Below are 3,622 nucleotides of genomic sequence, written 5' to 3'. Positions count from 1 at the left end.
ACAGGCCTGTGGAGGGTTCGAAACGCGCAAGTTATTTCATTTCGATTCCTAACCGTCGAGGCGGTGGCGACGACGCGCAACGTGGGCAACGGATGCATGTCGCGGGTAGTCCGCAGGTCCGCGCGCTGTGCTGCGAGACAAGTTCAGCCTGAGCCCTGCTCTACCTGCCACAGCGACGTGCCCGGAGCATCACCAACGGGCGAGCTTCTCCGCATTGCCCACGAGCGGGTCGTTACTGCGGGTGACTACGTAGCCGTTCTCTTCCAAGACCCGGATCGCTTCCTCGGGAGCATCGCGGACCAGGGCGCCGATCTGACGCTGACGCCAACGGATCCGGCCAGCCTCGACGACCGCGCGCCAACCCTCCTTTGCATCGAAGCTGCATTCAGAAATCAGGAACTGGATGAAGTCCTCGAGACACGGTCGCATCCGCGCCCCGCCCACAGGAAGATGGAGGGACGCCAAGTCATGCGGCGTTTTCTTGCCGGCATGTGCAAGGAGGGCACTGAATGCACCGCGCTCCGGGTGGAACTGCCAGTGCGCAACCAAGTAGGTAGTCGATCTTTTCCAGCTCGGTGAGTGCCTCGAACTCGTCGCCGGTGAGCGCGTAGGCGTCGCAGCGGGCTCGAAGCTCGTCAGCGGTCAGGCCGATATCGATCCAAGATCGACTTCCGGCGCGCCTCAAGCTCCTCCCGGATCGGCTTGATCACGTTCCGCAACATAGGTTCCTCCTCCAGGCTCACCGCCCAAAGTAAGCCACAGAGGTCCGACGGTTTCGCTCATCGGCCAAAAGAGGTCATTATTGCATGTCGGTGTTGGCCGTCCGGTGCCGTGGCACGGCCTGTCAGACCGGTAGGACGGTCCCATGGGACTGGCCGGTCCACGCACAGCCGTATAGACCTACTCGCCGAGGAACGCCGACAAGGCGTACGTCCCGTGCCGGTCGAGGTTGCCGCGGACCCGGTCGTAGCCGCGGGTCGTCCGCGGGTCCCGCCGGTCCGGCGCTCAGTCGAGATCGATGGCCATCAGCATGCGGGAGTTCGGGGCGAGGCCGAGCTCGCTCTCGTGCGCGACGAGGTCGGCGAGCGCCGGGGTCATCTCGGCCGCCACCAGTTCCCGGAAGCCCCACCGCGCATACAACGGACCGTTCCACGGCACCGTCCGGAAGGTCGACAACGTCACCCTCCGCACACGACGGGGGCGCGCATAATCGATCACGCTCAGGCTCAGCGCCCGGCCCCGACCCGACCTCCCGTGCTCCGGACGCACCGAGAGCTGTTCGAGATGGACACTCGCCGCCGGAGTCCCCACGCGTGGCGGCGCGCCGTCGGTCCCCGGCCCGGGCTCGGAGACGTCCGTGGGGAGGACGTCGGCGAGGGCGTAGCCCACCGCGACCCCCACCGGGGCGTCGCTCACCCAGGCCCGCCCCCCGGCGACATACTCCGCCAGCTTCTCGGCCGAAAGCGGAGAATGTCCGGCGATGTCGGTCATCCCAATCCCGGCGAACAGCACTCCGGCGGTCCGCTCGATGTCGCGCATCACGTCGACGTCGTCCTCGCTCGCCGGTCGGACCGACCGCAGGGCGTCGTCGAGGTCACGCGGGTCGGGCATCGCGCTCAAAGCCCGGGAAGAAGTCCACGTAGCCGAGTTTGACAGGACGTGCGGGCCGAGTCGTCCGGCGAGCGGCCGGCCGGGTGCGCTCAGCCGGTGGGAACGATCTGCGCCGGGGCCCCGATCTGGGCGACGAGCATGGTCCAGTGCCCGTCGCCGGCGTTGAGGGCGTCGGTCGTGCGCTGCAGCAGCACCGGCGGGGGGACGGGTGTGCCGTCGAACAGGTTCCCGCACGCCGTGACCGCCTGGGCGTAGGCACCGGCGCCTTCGGTCCAACTCCTGCTCACGCTCTCGACGGGCGGGAGGCCCAGAGGTCCGATGCGGTCGACGGCCCGCCCCAGGTCGGCGCAGGCCGGTTTCAGCGACATGCCGTCCGCCGCTTGGATGTCGGCCCGTACCGCGTTGACCGCCCGCACGACCTCCGAACGGACCTGGGCGGTGGTGGCGTACCAGGACGTGAGCCGGGCCTTGACGTCGGTGGTTGGCGGTGCCGCCGCACCGGCCCCGCCACCGGCCCCGACGACGAGGAACACCACGACCACCGCCACGACCCCGACCACGGAAAGAACTGCCAGCCCGCGTCGACGTTCCTCCCTGGTCAGTTCCTCCCAGGTGCGGTAGTCGCTCCGGCGCCGGCTCACGGGTCCCCCAGATAGCAAGAAGTCAGCGACAAAGCAGACGCACAGCTCAATCCTGACGTTGCGTCGGGAGCGACTCCCGACCGCGCCGGTGACGCGACGCCCGGCGTCCCACGTACCCGGTTCAACCTCCCGCTGCGGCACCGAGGCGCCGCGGGGGCACCGAAGAGGCCCCGCGGGGGCACCACCAAAGGGGCACACCGCGAGGGGCACCACCAGACGGGCAGCGCCAGACGGGCACCGCCAAATGGGCTCCGGGGCTCTGCGGCTCCGGGGCGGCTGTCCCGGCCACCGCCATAGCAATACGCCGGACCGGCGGTATGCGCGGCGGTAGATGCGGCTGCACGACCGCGAGCGCGGGCAGCGGGCAAAGTACCGGCCTGCGACATCACCCGCGTGTCGGTGCGGGAAAACGCACCGTCTTCTCCTCCCTCCCAAGGGGATCCCCACACGGGAACTTCGATTTTCGTCACACACATCTGCGTTCCGCTCCCGGCCGGCTCGGCGATGTACTCACGGATGTACGAACGGGCCGCACCCGGCCGTTGCCGGCGGAGGATCCCGGACCGACCCAGGTCGACATCCGGCGTTTCGATGCGCAAAGCTGCGTGAAAGCGTCAAGATATCCCGGGTGCTTTACCACCCCGCGGCTCGGTGGATACCGGTGAGGGACGTTCGCGAAGGGGCACAGATGGACTATGTGATGGACTTGTCGGAGTCGGAGTGGGGGACACCCGCACCGGACCGGACGGGCAGCTGGGCGATCATCGTCCTGGAGCAGGGGACCCGGCAGGTGCAGGGAGTCATCGGCCCGTTCCGGTCGCCCGGCCATGCGCAGGCCTACGCCTGCGACGGGGGATTCGCCGACTGGCTCATCGTCCCAATCCCTGTATCTGATGTCGCCCACCGAACCGGAGATCGCCGCCATCGCGGTGCTGTGAGACGGGATCACCCGAACCCGGCGAGGTGAGGTGACCGAACCCGCCGGATCGTCCGGGCCGGGTGGTCCCCATCATGGTGCCGAGTGGGGACCACCCGGCAGACGGCATCGAGCGCCGGCGGGGAGAATCGGGGGTCATGGCGGAGCATCTGATCGAGAACTATCTCATCGACATGGACGGTGTTCTGGTCCATGAGGAACATCCCATTCCGGGCGCGGATGCCTTTCTGGTCGGGATCAGCGCGGCAGGCCTGGGTTTTCTCGTGCTGACCAACAACTCGATCTACACGGCCCGCGACCTGTCCGCCCGACTGGCTGGCGCTGGACTCACAATCCCGCCGGAGCGGATCTGGACCTCGGCCCTCGCCACCGCGCTCTTCCTACACACCCAACGCCCCCAGGGATCGGCGTACGTCGTCGGCGAAGCGGGCCT

Annotated in this window: 4 protein-coding genes; 1 reads left to right on the top strand and 3 read right to left on the bottom strand. The window is 68.3% G+C overall.

Going from position 1 to position 3,622, the window contains the following annotated elements:
* Positions 1-189: 189 nt before the first annotated feature.
* The 3 genes from ACY45C_RS12315 to ACY45C_RS12305 all read right to left on the bottom strand — a co-directional run bounded on the left by ACY45C_RS12315 (position 190) and on the right by ACY45C_RS12305 (position 2,252).
* Entirely contained in the window at positions 190-549 is a 360-nt protein-coding gene (locus tag ACY45C_RS12315; RefSeq protein WP_462187758.1) for a hypothetical protein, read from the bottom strand.
* Positions 550-1,005: 456 nt separating this feature from the next.
* Positions 1,006-1,611, bottom strand: coding sequence for a GNAT family N-acetyltransferase (locus ACY45C_RS12310; RefSeq protein ID WP_462187757.1), 606 nt, complete (start codon positions 1,609-1,611; stop codon positions 1,006-1,008).
* A gap of 89 nt (positions 1,612-1,700) precedes the next feature.
* Positions 1,701-2,252, bottom strand: coding sequence for a hypothetical protein (locus tag ACY45C_RS12305; protein WP_462187756.1), 552 nt, complete (start codon positions 2,250-2,252; stop codon positions 1,701-1,703).
* Between the two features lie 1,074 nt (positions 2,253-3,326).
* Here ACY45C_RS12305 and ACY45C_RS12300 point away from each other — a divergent pair.
* Positions 3,327-3,622: HAD family hydrolase (locus ACY45C_RS12300; protein WP_462187754.1), on the top strand; the 296-nt coding region annotated here is incomplete at its 3' end.

Source organism: Frankia sp. CcWB2, assembly GCF_977927585.1.
This window is presented reverse-complemented; position numbering and strand designations above follow the sequence as displayed.

What these genes read in the sequence shown, in the direction of transcription:
- ACY45C_RS12310 (WP_462187757.1), bottom strand. Translation starts at nt 1,611, where the DNA reads ATGCCCGACCCGCGTGACCTCGACGACGCCCTGCGGTCGGTCCGACCG.